This is a genomic window from Polyangium fumosum (genome assembly GCF_005144585.1).
Taxonomy (GTDB): domain Bacteria; phylum Myxococcota_A; class Polyangia; order Polyangiales; family Polyangiaceae; genus Polyangium; species Polyangium fumosum.
The window spans coordinates 105934-130448 of record NZ_SSMQ01000008.1; the positions used below are offsets into that span (position 1 = coordinate 105934).

Here is a 24515-nt window from a genome sequence, read left to right on the forward strand (position 1 = left end):
GGCAGAACCATTCCTTCTCATCCGCTGCCCTGACTCCTGCCTTCGGCCTGAGCGGCCGCAGCGTCCCGCAGGGATTGAATGTACGCGAAGCGCTTGTAGGCGCGGCTCATGTAGGGGCTCGAAAGGGAGGGGATGCCTTTTTCGATCTGGAAGGCGCGCTCGGCGAGGCGTTTGGCTTCGTCAAAGTCGCCCTTCTGGGCGAGGACGTCCGCGAGGTCGCCGTAGAGGCCGCCGAGGAAGGGGTCGTCGGGGCCGAGGCGGATTTGGGCCACGCGGATTGCCTCATGAAGATGGGACACGGCGTCGCTGAACTTTTCCTTGCGGGAATACACCAGTGCGAGCGCGCGAAGCGCATTGGTAAACTCTACGCTGACCCGCTCGTGGATCCCTGCCGCAGAGATGATGTATGAGGAGCGAGCCCATCGGGTCGCCTCGCGGACAGTTCCGCGCTGAAGTGCGTCCTTGGTGGCGAAAAACGCCACCCAGGAAAGCGGCGTGTCCTCGTGCGGCGCGCGGAGCCACGAAGGCCACAGTCGTCCCGTGCCGCGCCACAACAGCGAGCGCCAAAACATGACCCATAACCACGGAATGTCGTCTTCGACCAGGCTCACCGCAGCGGCTCCGGGATCCTCGGCGTTTCGCATCAACCGCTCGAAGTCCGTCTCCGGAACGCCACGCCGCAAACCGAACTCGATCACTTGGACGGCTTCTGGCTCGAGCGCGGCGAGCGCAGCGATTCGTCCGGGGGCGCGCGCTCCCAGGGCCGCCAGGGCCGCGCGCGCCTCGACGAGGCCAAGGCAATGCGCTTTGAAGGTCCAAAAAATGTCCACGCTGCCAAGCCCCAGGAGGACATCAACCCAAATGACGCGCGTCCTGATCCCGAGTTCCTTGAGCGCGGCCTCGACCTTCGATGCGTCGGCCTGATCGGCAGCATCGTGCACGACAAGCCACGCGCGTCCCGCGTCGCGGATCGCCTGCACAAGCTCCTCGTGCGAAAGCTGCGCGCTCACATGAACGAGCCGCCTCCCCGGCAATGCCACCCGAAAACACGCTTCGAGGTTCTCACCCCTCCACAGAATGCCCGGCGCCCGCGCACAAAGCGCCGCCCGGATCCCATACACCGCATGCATCGGCACCCCCGGTGGACACTCGTGCCGATGCGATATCCAATCGAAAAAATCGACCGCCTTCTGCGCAAGCGCGACCGACGTCTCCGCCTCACACCACAGGATCACCCTGAGCTTCCGCCGCGCGAACACCGGCCTCTGCTGATTCAGCCAGTCCGCATCCTCCGCCCGCGGCGCCAGGACCATTACCGCGCCCTCTGGCACCTCGTACACGGCCCGCACGTCCGTATAGACCTCGACGTCCGGATACGTCGGCAGGAGCGCGAGGACGAGGTCGCGCAGCCGCTCCGGGCGCGCGTGGTCCACGAGGACGAGCAGGCCCCGGCCCTCGCCCGCAAGCTTCAGCTCGCGGAGGATGGCGTCGAGCCAGGCTCCTTCACGAGGTGCATCGTCAGGAGGGGGTGCGGGTAGAACCATTCCGACTCGTTGGGGTACGGGAGAAGCGTGCCATAGGTCAGGAGCTCCTGCGCGAGCGGATGCTCCGGCAAACGGTGCTCGGGCTCGGCGGCGACCTGCTCCAGCATGTGGATGTGCCCCATGTGCAGGCCCATCTCGCGCTGCCGCCGCATCGTGTCCAGCACGCCCTTCACGGTCTTCTCGGACGCGACCGGCTCATCGGCGTCCCAGGCTTGCTCTGCCACCGCCTGCACGAAACGGATGAAATCCCGAGCCCGTCCGCCCGAACGATAGGCGAGCCGCTGAAGAAGGTCGTCGGGGATGAGCCTCTGCTTGTTCCTTTGCTGGATGTGCTCGACCCGGCGGTCGAAGAGCTTGCAGAAGAACGCGACCCCCGGGCCCGGCTTTCGGGGATCCGCTTGGAGAAGGACCGGCTCGTTCACGAGGACGCAGACCGCACTCCAGCCCCGAACCGCCGCCGTGGACGGGTGATGCCGCAGCGCAAAGGGGCCGCAGACGATGCTCGGACATTCGAGCTTCGAGATGATCTGCGAATCGACGAAGAGCGCCTTGGCCCGCTCGATGTCACGAATCCGATCGAGGCCGTCGATGACGAAGAGCACCGGGCGGCTCTTGCGGCGCGCTTCGGTGACGAGGTTGTTCACGCACCCGAGCAGCGTCTGCATGTCGGGGTCCTGATCCGGCAATTCGCGCGCGCTGCGGCCCACGGGCAAGCTCAATTTGAGCGCGCCGAACGCCTCCGCGACGAGCTTGCCCATCACGGGCACCGCCGCGGCCGGCGCGCCCGTCGCCATCGCCACGCCGCCCGAGGCCACCGTGAGCAGCGCTTTCGTCAAGACGCCCACGTCGACCTCGGCGGCCCTCGGCGTCTCGGTCCGCCGCGCCGCCCGGGACCAGGCCTCGGCGAAATCCCGGACGAGCAGCTCCGGCAGCTCCATCCCGCATTGCCCGCGAAACTCCGCGATGAGGTGCAGGCCCGCGAGGAAACAAACCTCCCACGGGCTCACTTTCTGGAGCGCGCTCGGGTCCTGGACGACGTCCGAAAAATGCCGTTCGAGGTCGAGGAACACGACGAGCTCGATCCCGCGGCGCTGCTCGGCGAGCCGCAAAAGCTCGGTCGTCTTGCCCGTCCCCGTCGTCCCGGTGAAGAGCACGCGCGGCGTGCCGAACGTCCGCCCGAGCGCCTTCACGATCTGCGTGACGGGGCCGTCGGTCCGATCCACGCGAATCCGGCTGTCGTACGCGGGCTGCTCGGGATCGAACAGCTTGTAGACCTCCTCCCAGTCCTGCCTCGCCGACATGCCCCGCACCCTACCATGCCCCGACCGGCAGATCCGCCGCGGCGCCGCGCCAAACACCCCGGACCGCTCGCTCCTCCGCACCCGGCGCCTCGCCACGTTCCACCCGGATCCCCCGGACCTCTCCGCGGCGCGCAGCCTGGCCTCCCTCCTGCTGCCCCGACCTCCGCCCGGCGCCTCGCCCGCCCCACCCCTCCCCTCCTGACCTCCCCCCGGCGCCTCGCCAAGCCCCTCCCCTTCCCTCCCGACCTCCCCCCGGCGCCTCGCCAAGCCGCCCCCCGACCGCCCCGACCTCCGCCCGGCGCCTCGCCCAGCCCCTCCCGGACCTCCCCGACCGCCGCCTGGCGCCTCGCCGAGCCCCTCCCCTCCCCTCCAGACCTCCGCCTGGCGCTTCGCCGCTCCGTTCTGGAGCGCCCCGCTCCATTTTGGAGCGCTCACCGCTCCGTTTCGGATCACCCGCCCCCCGCGCCCGACCCGCGCCCCCCTCTTTTCCGCCCCATTTCACGCTGGCATCCGACTTGCCATAGCGATCCCTCGAAGCCCGCCGCGCGGCATTCCGCCGCGCTCGGTTCAACGAGGTATTTCCCGTGCCGACGAATCATTCTCCCGCCAAGCTCTCCCGCGCCGAAAAAGCCACCATCGGCCGCCAGGTCCACGACAACCTCCTCCTCCGCGCCCAGAAAGGCCCGCCCGAGCCCGCGCTCGACGCCTTCATCCCCCAGCTCGACGCCACGACGACGCGCCTGGAAGCGCACGTCGCCGGCAAAGACGAGACGAGCGCCGCGCGCGCCGCGCATGCCGACCGCAGCGAGAAGGCCGATATCGAGGTCGATACCATCGGCCGGCACATCGAGGGGTTCATCGACGTCGAGGGCAGCCGCCGGGCAGGTCCCTACGTCGTCTCGGCGCGCGCCCTCCATACCGCCGCGTTCCCGCGCGGACGCGCATTCCTCGACGATCACGTGCCCGACGAGAACCGGGAGGTCCGGCGAATCCTCGCCGTCCTGCGCGCGCCGGAGCACGCCGCGACGCTCGCGGGCATTTCGTTTCCCATGGAATGGATCGAGCGGCTCGAGTTCGCGGTCGGAGAGAGTGACCTCGCGCTCGCGGAGAGAGCCACGGCGCGCGGCGCGGTCGGCGACCATGTCAGCCTGGGGAAGGAGGCGGAGGCCGCGTGGGTCGACGTGGTCGGGCGGCTGCGCAAATACCTGGAGAGCCGCGTGCCGGCGGGGAACGTCGAGGTCGCCCGTGAGAATCGGGGCCTGCTCGCTCCCCTGAATGACGCGATCGCCCATGCGAAGGCCGTCGCGGCGAGCCGCGCGACGCGGCGGGGGAAGAAGGCCGCCGTGCCCGACCCCGAGACGGCCGGCTGATTCGCCTCCCCCTCCCCACCGGAATTCTTCGCCCCTGGTCTCGAAACGCGGTAGGCTGGCCCGCGATGGGCCTCGAAGCGCTACGCGTCAAGAACCTCCGCTCCCTGAGCGACACGCCCCAGATCCCCATCCGCCCCATCACGGTCCTGGTCGGCCGGAACAGCTCCGGGAAGAGCACGTTCCTTCGCACGTTCCCGCTGCTGAAGCAGAGCGTGGAGAGGCCGACCGAGAGCCCGATCCTCTGGTATCTCCAACGGCGTATCGATTTCGGCACGCTGAACAACGCCATCAACGACCGCGCGACCGAGCGGACGGTGACGTTCGAGTTCACGGTCCTCTTGCCTCTGAGCACCGAAGTCACGCTCCGGGACACGCCGCCACGGTTTCATGTCTCGATGACCCTCGCCGAGGGGCAACCGCCGCACGGCTCCTTCGTGCAGGGATATGACATCACACAGCCGGACTTCGCGGTCACGGCGTCGCTGCGATTCTCGCCCACCGGCCGTCTCCTGAGCTTCACGGTCGACGGTGCGGACATGATGCCACAAGACCTCGATATGGCGCTGAGCGGTATCGCCTACCTCCTGCCCAACATTCGCCCAGGGAGCCACGGCAAGGTGAAGTATCAACCCGTCGTCCCGCCGCTACACCTCGACCCACCCAAATGGAGAGACACGGACTACGACGAGGCACTCTTGAACGAGCTCGCGCGCTCGTTGCGTCCGCTCTATCACGGCAAGACGCACGACAAGACCCTCGTGGAGATCGCGGATCATGTATCGCTCGGCGGGCACGACGCGATGTGGCAACACCTGGAGAGGGACAGCGGGCTCAGCGTCAAGAAGGACGCCAGGAAAGACGGCCACTTTGGGCACGTGTTCCAGGAGATCTTCTATCGCACGTTCGCTCGCCTGGTCCCGTGGGTCCTCGACGCAGCGGACATGCAAATCGCAGATTTCATGAGCCGCGTCGCCTACCTCGCCCCGCTTCGCGCGACGGCCGATCGGTCCTATCGTCTGCAAGACATCTCCGTCGACGACGTCGACCCCGACGGGCAAAACCTCGCCATGTTCATGTACTCTTTATCAGAGGCGGAGCGGGCGAGCTTCGCGGCGTTCACCGAAGAGCACCTCGAGTTCGAATCCAAGATAGACATCTCCGGGCTCAATGCCGAGATCCTCGTCCGGGAGCCAGGCGGGAGCCGCCACATCAACCTCGTCGATATCGGCTTCGGATACACGGAGGTCCTGCCCCTCATGGCGATCCTCTGGTCGACCTGTTGCCGCGAGCGGGGGGCGGACGACCCGCCGACATCGTTGCTCGCGATCGAGCAACCCGAACTCCACCTGCACCCCGCGCATCAAGTGAAGCTCGCCGGAGCCATCGCGAGCGCCTGGCGAACGAGCCGCGACGCCGGGCGAGAGGTGAAGATCATGGTCGAGACGCACAGCGAGGGGATCGTCAACGGGCTCGGCGCTCTCATCCAGAAGGGCGTGATCGGCGCCGAGGACGTGCAGATCGTCATCTTCGACCAGGATCCCGAGACGCGCCAGACCGACGTCCGCATCGCGGGATACACGCCCGACGGCGCACTGAACGACGCTTGGCCTTTCGGGTTCTTCGCCCCCGTCGCGGATGGTTGAGCGGTGCTGATCGAGATAGACTCGTCGGCGATCGACGACGCGATCGGGAAGGGCAACTCGGCGGAGAAATCCCGCGAGTGCATCGAAAACCTCCTGCTCGCCCATCGCGCCGGGAAACACGTCGTGTGGATCGACAAGGCACAAACCGCGCGACTATCGGCAGTCCACGATGCGCTCGGGCCACGCGAGAAGGGTGCACTACGGAACATCGAAGCGAGCAGCTCGGAGATCCTCGGGCTCCGGAACCGGATGAAATGGCTCATCCAGGTGGGGCTGGGCGCGACGTTCGACGGAAGCGCGATGCAAGGCGGAAAAGAGATCATCCGCGTATCGCTGCATCACTTCGACGATCTGACGCGGTCGACGAACGGAACCATCCTGCTCGGCGAAAACCCGAAGGACGCTGTGCTTTATCGAATTCTGGGCGAGGCATTCGTCGCGCATTGCGGGTGGCGGACGCAGCTCTCCTTCGACGAGCGCGGCGGAGGCGGAAGCACCACAGCGCCAACGTTCGCGAAGCTCTGCGCGGAGGGGAAGATCGTCCTCGCCATCGTGGACAGCGACCGGAGTCATGCCGGGGCCCCGCTGGGGCAGACGGCGGAGAATGTGCAGAAAATCGGCCACACCCCCTTGCAGCACGTTCACGTATTACATGTGCGTTATGCGGAAAATTTGATCAGCCCGCCGGTCTACGAAGAGGCATTTGCTGGGAAGAAGTCGGAGCTCACGGCGCTTGCTGAGCTGAAGCAAACCGAGAGGCAAGGAGGGACGTCTGCCTTCCACGATCACGCCAATCTGAAGGATGCACTCGGAAAAAAGGCGCTCGAGCTGGCAGTCGCGTGGATGGAAAACAAAGACCGCAAGCGTATGGCCAAGCTGCTGGGCATCGAAAAGAAGGGGCCCGTCGGCGAGCTCTGCGAAAAGCTGGTCGCCTGGGGCATCGCCCCGAACACCCGTCCCGCTTGAGCCTTCAAGTCCCCCGATACCGCGCCGTCACCCACACCGTCCGCCCCGGGAGCGGAAACCCCAAAAAGTCGCTCACCGGCATCGCCACGCTCGTCCCGAGCAGCTCCGACGGCACCCCGAACGTGCGCACGTCGAAGAGGTTCTGCACCTCGATGCCGATCCGCAACACGCGCACGCGCGGCACGTCGAGCGAGGCGCCCGCGCTGTGGAAGAAGCGCGGCGGGACGAGGAGCGTGCCCGCCGTGTCCACCGTCGTGCCCGCGACTGCGTCGATGCCATACCGCAGCCGCACCGGGCCAAAGCGATACGCCGCGTCGTACGAGAGGTCGTGCAGCGGGCGGCCCGGCAGCGGGCGGCCGTAGGAGAGCGGATCCGCGCCGAGGTTTTCCGTGTGCATGAGCGTGTAGCTCAACGTGGTCGCGAGGTTCGCGGCGACGAGCGAGGCCGAGACCTCCGCGCCCACGATGCGCGCCGCGTCGACGTTGCTCGCGCGGAACGTGCTGCGCCCGAGCGGGAGGAAGACGATGAGGTCACGTGGCGCCGTGACGAACCCGACGAGCTCGTAGCGGAAGGTCGCGCGGCCCGCCGCGACGTCGCCGTGCAAGCCGACGTCCGCCGCGAGCGCGCCCTCGACACGCAAGCGCGGGTCGCCGAGCAAGCTGCCGCGATCGCCGTAGAGCTCGACGAAGCTCGGGAAGCGGCGAAGGAAGCCGCCGTGCGCCGAGAGGATCGCCGCGTCGGAGAAGCGGTACGAGGCGCCGAGGTGGCCACTCGGGACGAGGTCCGCCGCCGTGGGGCTCGTGTCGCCCGTCGGGGAGAGCGAGGGAGGGACGTCGGTCGCGCGGTCGCGGCGCGCGTCGAGGCGCGCGGTCGCGAAGAGGCGAAGCGGTTCGAACGGGCGCACTTCGAACTCGACGCCGGCGCCGCCCGCGAGGCGTGAAGCCGTGGTGCCCGCGAGGACGGCGCTCGTCTCCGGAGGCGTGAGCGACTCGCCGCGGAGGTCGAGGAAGACGCCGAGGTTCGAGCGCAAGGCGCGCGGGAGCACGACGCGGTAACCGACGGAGCCGCCCGCCGCGAGGATCGTCTGGCGCGCGTCGACGCCGACGCGCGTGGGATCGATCTCGCCGTACGGGTCCGCGTAGGTCGCTCCCTCGCGTCGTCCCCACGCTTGCAGGCGGAGCGAGCCACGCGCGACGTCACGCACGGTGGCGTCGACGCCGAGGACGAGGCGATCCGTTTCGAGGCGCGGGAAGAGCGTGGTGTACGTGGCAGAGCCGGGCAGCCCGACGCGGCGCGCGTCGGCGAGGAAGGTCGCGCCGACCGAGCCCCACGATCGTTCGAGCGCGACGCGGCCGACCGCGCCCGCAGAGACGGCGCCCGCGTTCGTGCGCGTGCGCGCGGCGCGTTTTCCCGTGAATGGGTCGGTGACCTCGTACGAGAAGTCCCCGTCGGAGCGTGCGCCGAAGACGCCGAGGCCGAGCGTGACGTCGCCGATCTTGCGCGCGTCACCCGCGCGGACCTTGAGCGCGCCGAAGGAGCCGGCGAGCGCTTGCCACTCCGTGCGCGCGCCCGCGAGCGGCGTCGGCGGATCGATGACGAGGACGCCGCCGAGATAGCCGGTGGCGCCGAGCGAGGCCGGCGCGAAGCCGCGGTAGACGCGGAAGCTCGCGCCGGGCCAGAGCGGGAGCGCGCCGACGTCGAACGAAGGATCCGCGCCGCTCGTGAGCGGGATGCCGGCGAGCAAGACGCCGACCTGCGTGGACGCGGAGCCACGGATGGAGAGCGTGGCCTGCGCGCCGTCCGCGCCGAGGCGACGTACGTGCACGCTCGGCAGCTCGGCGAGGAGCGAAGCGGCATCCACAGGCTCGCGGGCGCGATCGTCGATCGAGGCGCGCGAGACGAACGCAGGCGTGGTGGAGCCGCGGACGGTGACGTCGAGCGCGGGCTTCGTGGGTTCGTCGGCGTCCGCATCGGCATGGCCGCGCGCGGGGATCACGAGCGCCGCGACGAGCGCGGTCGCGCCGAGACAACGTGCGCTCGTGCGAGGAGACATGCGGATCCGGGGACGTGGTCACCCGTGAGCCCACGGGGACGAACCCCGCCGTAGGTAGATCGATCCCCGCCGCGAGGCGAGCGTTTGCGGTGTCGGGGCCGCCCTCGACGCAAAAAGACGCGGAGAGCGGCTCGCGGCCTGGGATCTCGCGTGACCACCGGGCGAACGAGTTGATGCTGGTTCCTTCCTTCCCGGAAATTCTACTGCTACGAAGGTCCCATGAAGACGCGCACGACACACCGCTTGCTTGCTGCAGGTCTCGCTGCCGCCGGGGCCTTCGTGGCGTACTCGCCGGACGCGCACGCCGTCGACTGGGTGATCAAGAACCCCTCGCAACACCCGGCGTACCGGGCCGAGCTCGAGCCGCACGCCAACTTCATCCTGTTCCGACGTGGCTACGGCATCGGTCGGTACGGCTCGGGGGCCGAGCTCGGCGGTGGCTTCCGCGCCACGATCGAGCTCGCCGATCCGATGTTCATCAAGAAGATCAACAACACGATCGGCATCTCGTTCGGCCTCGATTTCACCCAGTGTCGCTACTGTCGTTACTACCGCGACAACTATGCGATCTGGTCGCCCGTGGCGCTCCAGTGGAACTTCTTCCTCACGCGGAGCTGGAGCGCATTCGCCGAGTTCGGCGGCATCCTCCGCAGCGAGGGCGCCTTCCGCTACGTCGACATCGACCCGGCCATCTGGTTCGGCACGCGTATCCACTTCAACAACGACATCGCCCTGACCTTCCGCCTCGGGTACCCGATGTTCAGCGTCGGCGTGTCCTTCTTCGTCGGGAGCTGACCGAGCCCCCCGGGCCCGCCTTCCCGCCCCCGGGGGGACGGGCCCGCCCGCAAACGGCTCCGGGCCCCCCCGAGCGGCCCCCCTCATTCGAGTCAAAAAGCACGGTAAAGCTGGTGATCCGAGCGCATCTCACGCGTGCGGATCGTCTGCCGGGCAGGTAGACTGGCGACGATGTTCGGGATCCTGGCCCTCGCCTTGTTGATGGTGGTCCACGAAGGGGGGCACTTCCTCGCGGCGCGTACGTTCGGGATGCGCGTGCTGAAGTTCTCGATCGGCTTCGGACCGACGTTCTTCAAGATCTCCCCGAAGGACGGCTACTACTGGTTCACCTCGGCCGCCGAGAAGGTGAAGCTCAGGCTCTGGAAGCACGACGCCGAGAAGCAAGGGCCGACGGTCTACCAGGTCGCGATGATCCCCTTCCTGGCGTACGTGCAGATCGACGGGATGAACCCGCTCGAAGAGGTCGACCCGAAGGACAAGGGCAACTTCTCGAACGGGAGCCTGTGGGGCCGCATCGTGACGATCTTCAGCGGCCCGCTCGCGAACTACCTCTTCGCCTCGGTGTTCTTCTTCGGCGCGACGCTCTACGGCGGCAAAGCAGCCGAGGTCGTCATCAACAACGAGCGGCAGCTCCTCACGTACGTCGACGCATTGCCCGGCCGGCCGGCGCATAACGCAGGCGTGCAGCCCGGCGACAAGATCGTCGAGGTCGCCGGCACGCCCGTCGGGACGTGGAACGAGATGGCGGAGCAGATCTCGAAGCGCCCGGGCGAGCCGATCAAGGTGGTGGTCGAGCGGAAGGTCGACGAGAACCACGAGGAGCGCAAGTCGCTCGACATCACGCCCTCGAACGAGGACGGCAAGGGCAAGATCGGCGTCGCGCCGCACAAGCTGCCCGTGCCGCTCAAGGAGGCGGCGATCTTCGCGCTGACCGAGCCGCCGAAGGTGGTGAAGAGCATCGGCGCAGGTCTGTCGCAGCTCTTCCGCGGCAACACGGAGGACCTCGGCGGCCCGCTGCGGATGATGAAGGAGACCGAGGACGCCGCGAAGCAAGGGCTCGCCGCGTACCTGTGGCTGCTCGGCGTGCTGTCGGCCTACATCGGGATCTTCAACCTGCTGCCGTTCCCGGCGCTCGATGGCGGGCGGCTCGTGTTCCTCGCGTACGAGGCGGTGACGCGGCGCAAGCCGAACGCGATGGTCGAGGTCTACACGAACGGCTTCGGCATCCTGACGCTGCTCGGACTCGCGCTGTACATCACGGTCTTCAAAGACGTGCCGCACATGCTCTCGAAGTGATCACGATGGAACGCACGCTCCTCGGCGCCACGCTCGCGGCCACGCTCTTCCTCGGCGCCACAGGATGCGTGACCCCACGCGTGAGCCTCGCCGAAGGTCCACGCGAGTACGTCGCGACGGACTACGAGAGCGTGCTGCGGAAGTGGACGCGCACCGAAGACCTGTTCGCGGTGAGCGAACTCGAAAATTACCTGACCGCGACGGCGACGTTCGAGTCGTGGGATTTTCGATGGGCCTACGTCGTGCGTTACGTGCAGGACTACCGGCTCACGATCGATCAACGGAAGAAGCTGCTCGAACGCACGCTCGACGAGACGCGGCAGCGGCACCAGTTCTTCGTGGCGCTCTACGGCGGGGAGCGTCGGTTCAACGATCTGACGAAGGCCGACAGCGCGTGGATCGTGCGGCTGATCGACGACACGGGCAACGAGACGGCGCCGGAAGAGATCATCGCGATCACGAAGCCAAACGCGCTCGAACGGACGTACTTCCCGTACAGCACGGTGCACAGGCAAGCGTTCCGGATCCGCTTCCCGCGCTCGACGGGGGACGGGAGGCCGACGATCTCGCCCCAAGCCAAATGGTTCGGGGTCCGCTTCGCCGGCGCCCAAGGCAACAGCGAGCTCATCTGGATGATCGAAGAGACGGGGCCCGTCGAAGGGACGAGCTCCGCGGATCCGGCAAGCCCGAACGCGCCGGCCGCGGATCCACGCGGCACGACGACGGCGGTTCGCTGAGCGCCCTCACCCCCGACCCCTCTCCCTCGCGGGAGAGGGGAGAAGACGGCTCAGCGCGCGAGGAGCTCGGCGATGAGCGGGACGTCCGCCGCGAGTTCGAGCGCGAGCTTGCGATCGCCGACGAGGAGGATCACGCCGGAGGCCATCGCGCGCGACGAGAGCGGCGCAGGGACGCCGGCCCATAACGCGTCGGCGAAGAGGAGCTCGCCGGCGCGCGCCTCGCCGACGACGGCCGGCGGATCACCTTCCAGGATCTCGACGCCGCCTCCGACGACGAAGACGAGCCCAGGCATCGGCTCGTTCTCCTGCGTGATCATCTCGCCCGATTCGCGCACGCGCATGTCGAGGCGCGTGACGAGGGCGTCGCGGGTCTTGGCGTCGAGCCCGCCGAGCGCGCCGAGCGCGAGGCCGGCGCGCGCCTGCAAGCGATCCGCGCTCGCCTTGCAGTCGTCGAGCACCCAGGGGCACGAGCGCAGCGCGTGGTCGAAGGTGGCCTCGTCCCACGACGCGATCTTCGCGCCGCTCGCGCCGGTGACGAATCGCATGGAGAAGCCACCTTCGAACGAGCCACGCGACGTCAAGAACGAGCGCGGGCCCGCGACGTGGCCCGGCACGGTCGCGTCGGTCGCGTAGACGGAGACGTCGCCCGCGATCACCAGCATGACGCCGAGCGCGCGCGTCTGGCCGGGGCCGAGCTCCTCGAGCTTCGCAGCGCGCGAGAGGGCGCGCTGCACGTCCTCGGGCAGGTCCGTGAGCGGCTCGATCGCTTCGAGCATCACGTCGCCGATGCGCGGCGGTCCCGAGGAGAGCGGCGCTTGCTCGGCCGCGGCCGGCGGCGCGGGCTTGGGTGCTTCGGCCTTCGGTGCTTCGGCCTTCGGCGCTTCGGCCTTCGGCGCCTCGGCGACAGGCTGCGCCGCGTCGGGCTTGAGCGCGGTGAGCGCGGCGCGACCGGCAGGCGAGGCCGCAGGCCGCGGCGGCGCGGGGGGCGGCATCGTGGTGCCGGACCGCTTCATGGCGTCGGGCACGGCGGGCGCCGTCTTCGCCGGCGGAGGCACGGCCCAGCCGGGCTCCTTGTCCGGCGCCGGTTGCGTGGCGACGGTCGGAGGCTTCGGAACCCGGAGCGCGCTCGCCGGGATGGGGCTCTGGAGCGTGTCGGCGAGGGCGCGACGCGCGGCGGGGTTGATGCCGCCGATCGCGGGCTTGGTCGGCGTAGGAGCCTTCGGAGCTTCGGGCGGCGGCGCATCCGCCTTGAGGACGGGCGGCTGCGTTTTCGCCTCGGTGCGCGGCTCGAGGACGGGCGGGGAGGGCGTCGTCGCGGGCCCCGCGGACTTCTGCACGATGGCCGGCGTGGGTGCCTTCGGAGGCACGCTCGGCGTGCGCGGGCCTTGCTTTTGCGGGACGGCGGCGGCCTGGGTGGCGAGCTGTCCCGGCTGCGGCGCGGCCGCGGGCTCGTTTGATCCGCTCGCTTCGGCCGCAGGAGCCGGCGCAGCCGCAGCCGCGGGAGCCGGCGGCTCGGGGGCCGCAGGGACCGGCGGGGGAAGCGGGGCGGCAGCTTCGTTCGGCGCTTCGGCGACGGGCGGCGGAAGCGGCGGCGGCCGCACGGACGGCGGCTGCGGAGGCACGGGCGGGCGCACCGAGGCCGGAGACGGCACGGGCGGCGCGACCGCAGGATTCGCGGGGGACGAGGCGCGCAGCGGCGGCGGCGGCGGCTTGGCCGGCGGCGCAGCGGCCGACGCCGGCGACGCGGCGAGCGCGGTGCCGCCGGGGAGCGGCGGCGGGACGGCGCGTTTTTTCCCGAGGGTCTGCTCGAGCGGCGCAGCCGAGGTGAGGACGCCGTCGTCTTCGTGCACGGCCGGGAGACGCGGCCGCGCGAGGCTAGCGCTCGACTCGCCGGTCGGCGATTTGCGCCGCTGCACGGGCTCTTCGCCGCGCGGCAGGTTCGCGCTCTGCGGATCTCCCTCCGACCAGGGATCGAGGATCGGCGAGCGAAGCGGGGTCTTGCGGGGCGGCGCGACGGACTTGCCCGGCCCCGGCGGGGGCGTGGAGGTCGTCCGCGCGGTCGTCGCAGACATCGGCGGCGGCGTCACCGAGCGAGGCGGAGGACGCACCGAAGGCGGGCGCGACGGCGGCGCGAGGAGGTCTCCCTCGGGGAGCGGCGCCGGCGGGATGGGCGATACGGGCGGCGGGAGCGGCGCGACGCTCGGCGGGGGCGACGCGACGAACGACGCCGCCGGCGGGAGCACGGACGGTGGAGGCGGCGGTCGCAAGGAGCCGGGCGAAGGCGCGATCGGCGTGGTCTGTGGAGGAAGAGGCGGCGGCGCCATCGAGGGCGGCCGCATGGTGTGTGGTACGGCCGAGGGAGGCTGCGGTGTCGTCGCTTGGGGCGGCGGCACGGGCGGCGGCGCCATCGGCGGGAGCGGCGCCGGCGGCACGATCGCGGGCCTCACGTGCGCGGGCGGCGGCGTGCCGGTGTTGGGATCGAACTCGATGTCGAACGAGGGCAAGGGCGCACGCGGCGGAGGCGGCACGTCGGCGGCCGGCGCGGCGGCGAGCGCGTCATCGAGCTCCTGGGCGTACATCCCGAGCTCGGAGGCGCGGAAGACGTTGCCCGAGGACTCGGCGGCCTCGGCGGCGCGGCGGAGCCAGACGACCGCGTCTCTCCGCTCACCACGCGCCCACAACGTTTTCGCAGTCGACAACCCCCAGACGACATCCTCCGCGTCGTCGGGGCGCGGATCGGGAAGCGTCACCGAAAGCTCGGCCATGACCAGACAACCCCTACCACAGGCCGTTTCTGGTCGGTGCGGGAAGTGCCGCCCCCTGGATCGCGTAGAGGCGACCGTCCTCTGCGCCGGCGTACAGGACCCCGCCCGGGCCGAGGACGAGCGGCGCGTCGACGTCGCCCGTGAGCGGCACCGAGAAGAGGCGCGATCCGCGGGAATCGACGGCGTAGACGTGGTCGTCGGCCGCGCCGAAGTAGAGGCGCCCCTCCGCATCGACGAGGGGCCCGCCATGGACGCCGAGCTCCCGGGGGCCGCCCTCACGTACCCGAAAGGCAAACCGCTCGACGCCGCTCGTCGGATCCAGGGCGACAATGCCGGGCCTCGGGCCGTACACTCCCGCGATCACGCTTCCATCGCGGCCGAGCGAGAGCCCCCCACGGACGAACCCGCCGACGTCCGCGCGAAACCGAAGCGCGCCGCTCTTCTCGAACGCGAAGACCTGGCCGCCGTCGGTGCCGACGAAGATCGCGCCGTCGTCGCCGACGAGCGGGGCGCAGTCGACGTCGGCGCCAAGATCACGACGGAAGACACGCGCGCCGGCGAGCGTGAACGCGTGGAGGTGATCGTCCTGCGCGCCGACGTAGATCGTGCCGTCGTCGTCGATCGCGGGCGAGCCGTAGATCTTGCGCTGCAAGCGGATGCGCGTGCGCAAGGCGCCGCTCGGGCGGATCACGTAGAGCGAGGTGCCGGCGGCGATCACGATCGATCCATCGGGCGCCTCCGCCGGCGAGGTGTCCGCGTCTCCGTCGACGAGGAGCTGCCAGCGGATGCGGCCATCCGAGAGGCGAACGGCGACGACACGATCGGCGTCGGAGCCGAGGACAGCGTGATCCCCGGTGACGAGCGGGCTCGCGTAGATGCGATCGCCGAGCTGGATCTTCCAGCGGAGATCCCCCGTGGGCGAGAGGCGCGTGAGCGTGCCGCCGAGCGAGGCGACGAGGAGATCGCCGCCTTCGAGGATGGCAGGCATCGCGGCGATGGGTGCGGCGGCCTCGTGGAGGACGGAGGCAGCGGGGAGCGCGCGTGGGCCGTAGAAGGGGCTTTGATGCCGGCGTTTTGCGTCGCCGCGGAAGGTGCGGCTCGGCGGGCCGCGCACGACGACCTCGGGCGGCGGAGGCGGCGGCGGCGGCGGGAAGGCCTCCGCGAGGCGGAGCGCTGGGTCGAGGATCACTTGTTCGGTCGCGCGCGCAGTCATGCGCGTCGGCTGCGCGCGTCCGGCGGCGAGTGCGGAGACGATCGTCGCGGCGGCCACGGACGCGAGGAGCGGCCCCGGCGCGACCCTCACCGCGCGCGACGACCGCGACTGCGCGACGAACCGCTACGCTTCTCGCCGCCGCGGATCTGCCCCGGACTCGCGCCGTTCAAACCCGACGAACCGTGCGCGCCGTTCGTGGCCGCGCCGTTCGCGCCGTGCACGCCGTTCAGCGTGTAGCCGTGCTCCACGCAGCGACGCATCATCTCTTCTTTGCCGGCGAGCGAGACGGACTCGCCGGGCATGCGCCGCGCAAGCCACGCGATCAGCGTCAGCCCCGCTTCCCGAGCGGCGGGCGGCAACGCGTTTTCCCGAAGGAGGCTCGCGATCTGAGCGATGAGCCGTGTGCGCTCTTCTTCGCACGCCATCTCGAACGGTGTCTCTAGCACGCGGGGACGGAAAACAAATAGCGATCAGAGGGGCGCGATCAGCACCTCCCGGTCCTTCGCTCCGTTCGCAGGACCGACAATCCCACGCTTTTCCATGGCCTCGACGATTTTTGCGGCACGGTTGTATCCGACACCGAGCTTGCGCTGGATCCACGACGTCGAGCAGCGCCGCGTCTCGGCCACGATCCTTACGGCAGCGTCGTACATCGGATCGTTCTCGGCATCATTCGTGTCCGCCTCCTGGCCCTCCTCGTCGCGCGGCTTGAGGATCGCCTCGTCGTAGACGGGCTCGCCCTGGAGGCGCAGGAAGTCGGTGATTCGCTGCACCTCTTCCTCGCTCGCGAAGGGGCACTGCACGCGGCGCGTGTCGGTGGCGCCGTTCATCTTCACGAGCATGTCGCCGCGGCCGAGCAGGTGCTCGGCGCCCTGCTCGTCGAGGATCGTGCGGCTGTCGACCTTCTGCGCCACGCGGAACGCGATGCGCGTCGGGAAGTTCGCCTTGATCATGCCGGTGATCACGTCGACGCTCGGGCGCTGCGTCGCGAGGATGACGTGCATGCCCGCCGCGCGCGCCTTCTGCGCGAGGCGCGCGACGCTGGCCTCCACGTCCTTGCCCTGCTGCATCATGAGGTCGGCGAACTCGTCGACGACGATCACGATGAACGGGATCTTCTCCGGCATGGCCACGTCGGTTCCGTCCTTCGCGGCGTCGACCTCGACCTCGAGCCCCTCGGCCGAGATCGCGGCGACCTTCTTCGGCGGCCGCGGAGGCTTGGCCTCGCCGCGCTGCACCTTCTCGACCCACGCGTTGTACGTGCCGATGTTCTTCGTGCCCGCGTTCGCGAAGAGCTGGTAGCGCCGCTCCATCTCGTCGACGGCCCACTTGAGCGCATTCGCCGCCTGCTTCATGTCCGTCACGACCGGAAGCAGCATGTGCGGGATGCGATCGAAGGGCGCGAGCTCGACGACCTTGGGATCGATCATGAGCATGCGCAGCTCGTCGGGCGTCTTGCGGAAGAGCAAGCTGACGAGCATCACGTTGAGCCCGACGCTCTTGCCCGCGCCCGTCGCGCCCGCGACGATCACGTGCGGCATGGACGCGAGGTCGGCGAAGTACGGCGCGCCGATGATGTCGCGGCCGAGGACACAAGGCAGCGGCGCCTTCATCTCCTGGAAGCGTCGATCCTCGACGAGCTCGCGGAGCGAGACGGGCATACGCCGCTCGTTCGGCAGCTCGAAGCCGATGCGGTTCTTGCCCGGGATCGGCGCGATGATGCGCACCTTGCGCGAGAGGCCGAGCGCGAGGTCGTCGGCGAGGCTCGCGACCTTCGAGACCTTCGTGCCCGCCGCCGGCGCGACCTCGAACGTGGTCACGGTCGGCCCGGGGTGGATCTCCTCGACCTTGCCGCTCACGCCGTAGTCGGCGAGCGTCTTTTCGAGGAGCGCGGCGTTGTCGCGGAGCTGCTCTTCGTCGATGGCGAAGCGATCGCCGGGCGAGGGCGGTTCGAGCATGTCCGTCGTGGGCAAGCGGAAGCCCCTGCCCACCGCAGGCACGACCTTCACGACCTCGGGCGCGCTCGGCTTCTCGGGCGCGCGCGGAATCGCCTGCGGTGCCGCAAGCGGCGCGGCCGGCGCGACGGCGCTCGGAGGCGTCACGGGTTTGGCGATGGACTTCGGGGCCTCGACCTTCACGGGCACGATCGGGCTCTCGTCGATCGCCTCGTCCGGTTCGTCCTCGCTCGCCGGTGCTTCGTGCTCGAGGTCGTGTTCGAAGTCGCGCTCGTCCTCGTCGTCCGCTTCGTCCTCCTCGTCGTCGATCTCCTCGTTCACGACCGCGGGCGCGGGCGTGGGCGTGGGCGGCGGAGGCGGCCGCGCGGCCGGCGTCTTCGGCGGCTCGATCGGGCGCGCCTTCGTGATCGCCTTGGGCGCTTGCGGCTTCGGCGGCGCGACGGGCGGCGTCGGCGTGGCGGCGGCCTCGAAGAACGAGTCTCCCGCGGCCATGTCGGAGACGGCCACGATCGCCGCGGGATCTGCGGGCGGCGCGAAGATCGCGGGGCCCGTCGACGCCTTGACGCTCGACGTGCTCGACGCAGCCGCGGGCGCGGGTGCAGCAGGCGCGATCGGAGCAGGCGCAGGTGCGGCAGGCGCGATCGGGGCAGGCGCGATCGCAGCGCGCGCAGCCGGAGCAGCGGGCGTGAGCGCAGCAGGTGCAGGCGCAGCCGACGCCGCAGGCGTGATCGATCGCGCGGCCTCGATCGGCGCCGCCGACGTGTTCGACACGATCACCGCAGCCGGCGCCGCATTCTCCTTCGTCTCCGTCTCCTCGGACGCAGCCGCGGGCTTCGCCGGCTGCACGCGCCGCTTGCGTTGTTGCGGCTTCGGCGCATCCGCCTCGACGAGCGCACTCGCGATCGCGCCGCCGTCGTTCCACGCAGCGACCGGCAGCGCCGGCTCGGATGCGCCCTTCGCGATCACCACGTTCATCGCGTCGGGCGTCGCGTCCTTCTTGATCTCGTCGCCCTCGTCACCGGCCGTCAGCGCCGCGATGATCGCGTCCGCCGCGGGCGTCGCCACGATCTTCGCGTCTGCCGCGCGCTCGGCCTTCTCGTCCTTCGTGCTCGCGCGCTCGATCTCGCGCGCCTTCTGCCACGCCGACGCGAGCGCGCGCAGGCCGAAGGCACCCTTTTCGCCGGCGTTCTCCAGCGATCGCCGCATCCGCTGCACGAGCTCGATGAACGAGAACGTCGCGCGCTGGACCAGGATCAACGAGACGACCGTCAACCCGATGATGTACGAGCCGATCGCCGAGAACAGCGAGCGCATCACCTCGCCGAACAGCTCGCCCACCGCGCCGCCGAGCGGCATCGCGCCGAACGACGTCGCCACCGGGAACGCCACGTGCGCGAGCGCCGCCAGGATCACCACGACCACCGTGTCCCCGCCGAAGCGCGACACGCTCGCGCGCGACGGCTTGCCCCCGAGCAGCGGCGCCGACAGCGCCACGAGCTCGATCGGAAGCGCCCACGCGACGACGCCCACCGTGCTCGCCGCGAACCCGGCGAACGCTGCGCCCACGGGCCCGACCCAGTCCGGCCCCACGACCTCCGGTCGCAGCGGGTCTCCACGGAACGACGCCAATGCGAGCGACGTGTAAAGTGCGGACGCGAGCAGCACGAGCGCCGCCGCCTCCCGCGCATACGTATGGCGCGCCGGCGCGGCCGTCGCCGCGGACGCGCTCTCGCCCTCGCCCCCCCGGCCTCCGCCGCCACGCGTCTTTTTCGTGGGCGACGAAACAGTTTCACCGGGACCTGGGGCGGTCTGCACACGACGCGGAGCGAAGAGGGGAACGGTCATGGCCTACCTGAACCTACCTTGCCTACATATTCCCACTCTTCCTTCTATGCAAGTCCCTGGTGGCGAAGCTGGCGGGACGTGCCGGGTTCGTGGTCGAGGGCACAGAGGATCCTCCTCTTCGGCGCGGCGCGGCGCGGGTGCGCCTTTGTTAAGGACCCGAAATTCTTTGAGCCTGGGACGCCCCGAGCGGTACCATCGCCGCCATTCTCAAGGACAGCATGCGAAGCGTTGATGGAGCAGGGCCGCGCCCCAAGACCGCGAGCGTTCTCGCGACGTGCCTCGTGGCCTTGGGCATGGGGCTCGTGTCGAGCGGTTGCCGCGTCGACGACAACGACATCCACCGCTGGGAGAACACGGCCCACGGCCCGAAAAAGCTCTGCGCCGTGCTGCTGTACGACAAGTACGACACCTCGCTCCGCGTCGAGAGCGCGCTGGCGCTGATCCGCATGAAGCCGCGATCCGGCAGGCGACTCGCCTTCACGCAGATCGACAGCGAGGATCCGCCGGAGAACGAGGCCTGCAAAGGCAGCCTCGTCGACGTGCTTTCGGGCCTGCGCGCCGAGGTGCAAGGGCCGATCGTGTCGCAGCTCGTCTCCTCGATCATCGTGGAGCTGAAGCGCCCGCCGCCCGTCGCGCAGCCCGGGCAGCCTGCGCCCGCGGACGGATCGTTTCCGTACAAAGACGCGGCCTACGCGATGCTCGTGGCGGACAAGCCGCCGCTCGTCACGGACGAAGGCCTCAAGCAGACGCTGCGCGGCGCGCTCGTCGAGTGGGCGATGGCCGACTTCGAACGCCGCCTCGAATCACGCGGGCAGGCCTACGGGATGGAGCAGCTCCTGCGCGTGATCGGGGTGGAAGCGGTCGTGGGGCTGCCGAAGCTCATGACGAAGGAGACGCGCAAGCTCGACGCCATGGCCTCGCTCGTGGCGGAGCTCGGCGACGCGAAGACGAAAGAAGCCGCGTCGGCGGCGCTCGTCGAGGTCGCGAAGTGGATCCTCTCGGACGACTGGACGAAGGTGCGCACGCCCGAGCTCAAGGACTCGAACGCGGCGCAAAAGCTCACGCCGACCGAGGAGCAGTTCAAGAAGCAGATCGAGGCGCTCCAGGACGACGAGCTGATCAAGGTCTTCGCCTCGATGCGCAAGGTCGGCGGCCGGCCCGTGGTCGATCACCTGCTCGGCTTCGCGGCGCGCAAGGATCAAAGCGAGAAACGAAGGCAAACCGCGCTCGCCGCGCTCGAAGGGCACCTCAAGAAGGACAACGCCGACGACGTCAAGCGGATCCTCGAGATCGCGGGCAGCGACGCGCCCGACGTGGTGCTGGATCAAGCCTTCCGCCGCATCGGCGAGCTGCCCCGCGAGGCCGTCGTCGAGAAGCTCTACGCCCTGTTCAAGACCGACAAATGGAAGGTGCGCCGCGCCGCCGCGACGACGGTGCTCAAAATGTCGACGGTCAAGGACGTGGGCGAGTTCCTCGGCAAGCTCCCCGATGACAAAAACTTCGCCCTCGGCGAGGCGCTCACGTATGGCGCATATATGGGTGAGCTGAAGGAGGGCACGCCCCTCGATGCGCTGAAGAAATACTTCGGCCCTGGATCACCCGCAGCGCGGACGAGCGCGATCGCGTATTATTTCACGTACGGAACGTCGGCGGACGTCTCCGCCCTGTCGTCGCTGGAGTCCGACGAGGGCAGGGCCCCGAAGTGCGACAGCGACCCCGACTGCAAATGGGTCTGCGATGTCCCGAAAGAGGGCAGCCAGGAGCGCGAGCAGAAAGAGATCAAGACGATCGGCGAGTTCGTCCGCCACTGCGTCGTGCCGGCCATGAAGGAGCGCAAACCCGAAGCTGCCAAGGAGCAAAAGAAATGAGCGGCAGAGCACGCCCCGGCGAGTGATCGCCGAGCGTGCCGCCCAGGTCTCGGAGGATCGGGAGTGCCGGATCCTCAGCACGGCTCGGAACCATCGACGACGATTAGGGAAAAATGAGCGCGGATCCGAACAAGAAGAGCGCAAGGACATTCCAGTGCCGCGACGTCCTCTGGGAGACGTTCGAACAGATGGCACGCGAGCTGGAGTGCTCGATCGACTACCTCATCAACGAGTCGATGAAGCAGTACGCGCGGCAGCGCAGCTACAGCCCGCGTACACCGTTCCCCGGCGCGGTCCGCAACGAGTCGGCCCCCGGAAGCGGCAACCCGATGTCGACGCCGGGAATCCCCGCGCCGCCGCCGTCACCGCCGCCGGGCTACCCGCCGGCCCCCGCCGCAGCCGCGCCCGCCATGCCCGCGGCCTACAGCTCGGCCCCGATGTCCGCGATGCCGCCCGCGCCGCCGCCCATGGTCGGCGCCCCGGCGCCGCAGCCGCCGCCGCCCATGCTCGGCACGCCGCCGGGGCCGCCCCCGCCCTACGGTGCGCCCCCGAGCCTCACGGGGACCGCAGGTCCGGGCGCGCCCCCCGGGCCTCCGCCCATGATGGGAGGCCCCGGCGCACCGCCCGCGCCTCCGCCCATGATGGGAGGCCCCGGCGCGCCGCCCGCGCCTCCGCCCATGATGGGTGGTCCGGGCCTCGGCGCGCCGCCGCCTCCGCCGCCTTCGCCCTACGGCGCTCCGCCTCCGCCGCCCTCGCCTTACGGGGGTGCGCCGCCGAGCCTCACGGGGACCGCAGGTCCAGGCGCTCCGCCTGGGCCTCCGCCCATGATGGGAGGGGCTCCGATGGGCGCTCCCCCGATGGGCGCTCCTCCTCCGATGGGCGCTCCTCCTCCGATGGGCGCTCCCCCCGGCCTCGGCGCGCCGCCGCCGCCTCCGCCCGGCCCCGCGACCGCGACGCCGCCGCCGCCTCCGCCGGGGACGACGCGTCCGCCGTCTGTCTCGATGACCGGCGCGCCGCCGCCGCCCCCGAAGCCGGGGAACCGGCCGCCGAGCGTCCCCGCGCCGCCGCCGGGCCCGGGCATGCAGTCGCGCCCGAACGTGCCGCCGCCGCCGCCCACGGGCGTCGCGCGTCCCGGGGGTCCGCCTCCGCCCCCGCCGCCGAACCGGCAGACGATGGGCCCGGGTGCTCCGCCTCCGCTCACGCGTTCGGTGCCGCCCCCGGCCGCCACGCCGGTGCCCCCGATGGCGACCGGCGCTCCTCCGGCCCCGCCGTCGCTGGGCGCGCCGCCTCCGCCTCCGCCCGGTTCGATGATGGGCGCGCCGCCTCCGCCTCCGCCCGGTCCGATGATGGGCGCTCCGCCGCCCCCGCCGCCGGGCCCGATGATGGGCGCGCCGCCGCCCCCGCCGCCGGGACCTCCCTCGGCGATCGGCTTCGGGGCTCCGCCGCCGCCTCCGCCGCCGCAGTACGGCAACATGGCGCCTCCCGGCCCGCCGCCGGCCCCGCCTGCGCCTGCGCCTTCCGCGGCCGGCGGCATCCCGGGCGCGATCCCGCTCTTCGCCTATTACGGCGGCGAGCGGAGCATCGTGAACAAGGACCGCTTCATCATCGGCCGCGGCAAGCAGTCGAGCGACCTGACGATCAAGGACCCGAACGTCTCGCGCCAGCACGCGATGGTCGAGTACCTGAACGGCCAGTACTACATGGTCGACATGGGCTCGACGAACGGCGTCGAGTTCAACGGCCAGCGCATCACGCGCAAGGCGATCGGCGAAGGCGACTCGTATCGGATCTGCGATCACGAGGTCCGGTTCTCCTACCGCTGATGGGCTGATGGGGGTGGTCATGGGTGGCTCGCGTGGACAAACCGTGCGAGCCACCCGTCACGCCCCGCCCCTCCTCTCCTTCACGCTCGCCGCGCTCCTCGTCACGGGCCACGCCCGCGCCTCGAACGAGCCTCCCTGGGTCGCGCCCGAGACCGAGCCGCTGCCCCAGGGCATCGTCAGCGCGCGCATCCTCAAGGCCGACCAGCCGATCCTCGCTTCTCCGTGGGAAGGCGCGCCGCGCCGCGGATCGGCTGCGCTCGACGTGCACCTTCCGATCTTCGCCGCGCGCCGCGGCCCTGGCTGCAAGGGCCGGTTCCTCTCGATCGGCCCGATCGCGTGGGTCTGCGAGGACGCCGTCGAGCTCGCGGAGACGCCCTTCGTGGACGCCGCCTACCGCGCGATCCGCGAGACCGCGGATGGTTTGCCCTTCCGGTACTACTTCGTCGGCCCCGACGGATCGTTTGCGTACAAAAAGCTTCACGCGGTCGACGTCGGCGCGCCCGACATGCAGCTCGAACCGGGGTTTGCCGTGGCGATCGTGGAAGAGCGCGTGGTCGAGGGCGCGCGCTACGGCCGCAGCCACAACGAGCTCTGGATCCCGATGCGCGACCTCGGCCCTGCGCGACCGATCGCGTTCCGCGGTGAGGAGATCAAACCCGACGCGCCCGCGGACGTCTTGCCCTTCGCGTGGATCCTCGTCGACAAGGCGAAGGTCTTCTCGACGCCGGGCGCCCTCGGCAAGGTGGAGTCGAGCCGCGCGCGCTTCGAGCGTGTGCCCTTCTTCGAGGAGAAAAACGTCGGCGGCGCGCGCTTCTCGCGCATCGGCGAGGGCGCATGGGTTCGCTCGTCGGAGCTCCGCCATGCGACGATCGCCCCGCCGCCGCCCGAGGTCGACGTCGCTGCGGGCGAGAAGTGGATCGACGTCGAGCTCGAGAGCCAGACGCTCGTCGCCTACGAGGGCAAACGCCCCGTGTTCGCGACGCTCGTCTCGACCGGCAAGGGCCGCGAAGGATCGGCCACGGCCACGCCGCGCGGCACGTCGCGGATCTGGGCGAAGCTCTTCACGTCGAACATGGACAACCTCGAGGACGAGGGCGCGACGCGGTACTACCGGATGGAAGACGTGCCGTGGGTGCAGTTCTTCGCGAAGGGCGTCGGCCTGCACGGCGCGTTCTGGCATCGCTCGTTCGGCCACGTGCGCAGCCACGGCTGCGTGAACCTCGCGCCGCTCGACGCGCAGCGGCTCTTCTTCTGGACCACGCCGCGCGTGCCCGCCGGATGGACGGCCGCCTTGCCGAGCACGCACGACGTGGGCACCGTCGTGCGTGTACGCTAGAGAGC

At 70.2% G+C, this 24515-nt stretch carries 16 protein-coding genes; 9 read left to right on the forward strand and 7 right to left on the reverse strand.

The annotated features are described in order from the left end of the window. Window positions 1-17: 17 nt before the first annotated feature. On the reverse strand, window positions 18-1433 hold the full coding sequence (locus E8A74_RS10180) for a tetratricopeptide repeat protein (protein ID WP_170229017.1): 1416 nt from the start codon (window positions 1431-1433) through the stop codon (window positions 18-20). 35 nt (window positions 1434-1468) lie between these two features. Then, entirely contained in the window at window positions 1469-2845 is a 1377-nt protein-coding gene (locus tag E8A74_RS10185; RefSeq protein WP_136928764.1) for a hypothetical protein, read from the reverse strand. Window positions 2846-3429: 584 nt separating this feature from the next. On the opposite strand from E8A74_RS10185, the gene E8A74_RS10190 reads away from it, so the two are divergent. The 3 genes from E8A74_RS10190 to E8A74_RS10200 all read left to right on the forward strand — a co-directional run bounded on the left by E8A74_RS10190 (window position 3430) and on the right by E8A74_RS10200 (window position 6824). After that, entirely contained in the window at window positions 3430-4215 is a 786-nt protein-coding gene (locus tag E8A74_RS10190; RefSeq protein ID WP_136928765.1) for a hypothetical protein, read from the forward strand. 65 nt (window positions 4216-4280) lie between these two features. Then, window positions 4281-5858, forward strand: coding sequence for an AAA family ATPase (locus E8A74_RS10195; protein ID WP_136928766.1), 1578 nt, complete (start codon window positions 4281-4283; stop codon window positions 5856-5858). Between the two features lie 123 nt (window positions 5859-5981). After that, window positions 5982-6824 (forward strand): hypothetical protein, encoded by an 843-nt coding sequence (locus E8A74_RS10200; protein ID WP_136928767.1) that lies wholly within the window; start codon window positions 5982-5984, stop codon window positions 6822-6824. Between the two features lie 4 nt (window positions 6825-6828). Here E8A74_RS10200 and E8A74_RS10205 read toward each other — a convergent pair whose 3' ends face one another. Continuing rightward, window positions 6829-8877 carry a TonB-dependent receptor plug domain-containing protein gene (locus tag E8A74_RS10205; RefSeq protein ID WP_136928768.1) on the reverse strand — a complete coding sequence of 683 codons (2049 nt, stop codon included), beginning with the start codon at window positions 8875-8877 and terminating at the stop codon, window positions 6829-6831. A 219-nt stretch (window positions 8878-9096) separates the two neighbouring features. Here E8A74_RS10205 and E8A74_RS10210 point away from each other — a divergent pair, with 219 nt between their 5' ends. The 3 genes from E8A74_RS10210 (at window position 9097) to E8A74_RS10220 (ending at window position 11705) form a co-directional block, all read left to right on the forward strand. Next, the gene (locus E8A74_RS10210; RefSeq protein WP_232379473.1) at window positions 9097-9672 is read left to right on the forward strand and encodes a hypothetical protein; all 576 of its coding nucleotides are present in this window, start codon (window positions 9097-9099) and stop codon (window positions 9670-9672) included. A 171-nt stretch (window positions 9673-9843) separates the two neighbouring features. Then, window positions 9844-10968: a M50 family metallopeptidase gene (locus E8A74_RS10215; protein WP_136928769.1), complete on the forward strand. Its 1125-nt coding sequence runs from the start codon at window positions 9844-9846 to the stop codon at window positions 10966-10968. 5 nt (window positions 10969-10973) lie between these two features. Then, window positions 10974-11705: a hypothetical protein gene (locus E8A74_RS10220; protein WP_232379474.1), complete on the forward strand. Its 732-nt coding sequence runs from the start codon at window positions 10974-10976 to the stop codon at window positions 11703-11705. A 50-nt stretch (window positions 11706-11755) separates the two neighbouring features. Here the strand turns inward: E8A74_RS10220 and E8A74_RS10225 are convergent, their stop codons facing one another. Genes E8A74_RS10225 through E8A74_RS10240 form a run of 4 tightly spaced genes read right to left on the reverse strand, consistent with a single transcriptional unit; the run spans window position 11756 to window position 19483 of the window. Further along, the gene (locus E8A74_RS10225; protein ID WP_136928770.1) at window positions 11756-14470 is read right to left on the reverse strand and encodes a hypothetical protein; all 2715 of its coding nucleotides are present in this window, start codon (window positions 14468-14470) and stop codon (window positions 11756-11758) included. Between the two features lie 13 nt (window positions 14471-14483). Continuing rightward, window positions 14484-15773 carry an outer membrane protein assembly factor BamB family protein gene (locus tag E8A74_RS10230; RefSeq protein WP_136928771.1) on the reverse strand — a complete coding sequence of 430 codons (1290 nt, stop codon included), beginning with the start codon at window positions 15771-15773 and terminating at the stop codon, window positions 14484-14486. Beyond that, complete coding sequence (locus tag E8A74_RS10235; protein ID WP_136928772.1) at window positions 15770-16108, reverse strand: hypothetical protein; 339 nt, start codon at window positions 16106-16108, stop codon at window positions 15770-15772. The genes E8A74_RS10230 and E8A74_RS10235 overlap by 4 nt, the downstream gene beginning before the upstream one ends. Window positions 16109-16153: 45 nt before the next feature. Beyond that, entirely contained in the window at window positions 16154-19483 is a 3330-nt protein-coding gene (locus tag E8A74_RS10240; RefSeq protein ID WP_136928773.1) for an FtsK/SpoIIIE family DNA translocase, read from the reverse strand. 218 nt (window positions 19484-19701) lie between these two features. Between E8A74_RS10240 and E8A74_RS10245 the strand changes: the two genes are divergently transcribed. From E8A74_RS10245 to E8A74_RS10260, 3 genes are all read left to right on the forward strand, one after another. After that, entirely contained in the window at window positions 19702-21351 is a 1650-nt protein-coding gene (locus E8A74_RS10245; protein ID WP_136928774.1) for a HEAT repeat domain-containing protein, read from the forward strand. Between the two features lie 113 nt (window positions 21352-21464). Continuing rightward, window positions 21465-23174: an FHA domain-containing protein gene (locus tag E8A74_RS55470; RefSeq protein ID WP_170229018.1), complete on the forward strand. Its 1710-nt coding sequence runs from the start codon at window positions 21465-21467 to the stop codon at window positions 23172-23174. Between the two features lie 43 nt (window positions 23175-23217). Then, window positions 23218-24510: a L,D-transpeptidase gene (locus E8A74_RS10260; RefSeq protein WP_232379475.1), complete on the forward strand. Its 1293-nt coding sequence runs from the start codon at window positions 23218-23220 to the stop codon at window positions 24508-24510. The last annotated feature ends 5 nt before the right edge of the window (window positions 24511-24515 follow it).